At 61.9% G+C, this 260-nt stretch carries 1 protein-coding gene; it reads right to left on the reverse strand.

What is annotated here, in order from left to right:
* A partial coding sequence (locus H9S92_RS14060) for a hypothetical protein (RefSeq protein WP_187467336.1) occupies positions 1–260 on the reverse strand: 260 nt, incomplete at both ends.

A 260-nucleotide genomic window follows, 5' to 3' on the forward strand; every position in this document is an offset into this window, starting at 1 on the left:
TTCGCATCGAAGTACAGGTTCACCGTGACACCGGCGATGCCGTACTCCAGCGGGTTGGTCAGGTCCTGTACGCCGTTGTCGTCAACGTCGTAGAATACCGTGGAACCGACGCTCATGTTCGGCAGGAAGCCGAAGTCGATCGTCATGTTGCCGTTCGTCTCCTCTGCGTCGTCCTGGTCATCACCGGGGAAGCCACCGGCTTCCGTGGGGTTGCTGCCAGCCGTCAGGTCGAAGGGCGCCGAGGCTACCGTGCCATCCAG

Origin of the sequence: Neolewinella lacunae (assembly GCF_014349155.1) — a bacterium.
GTDB classification, from domain to species: Bacteria; Bacteroidota; Bacteroidia; order Chitinophagales; family Saprospiraceae; genus Neolewinella; species Neolewinella lacunae.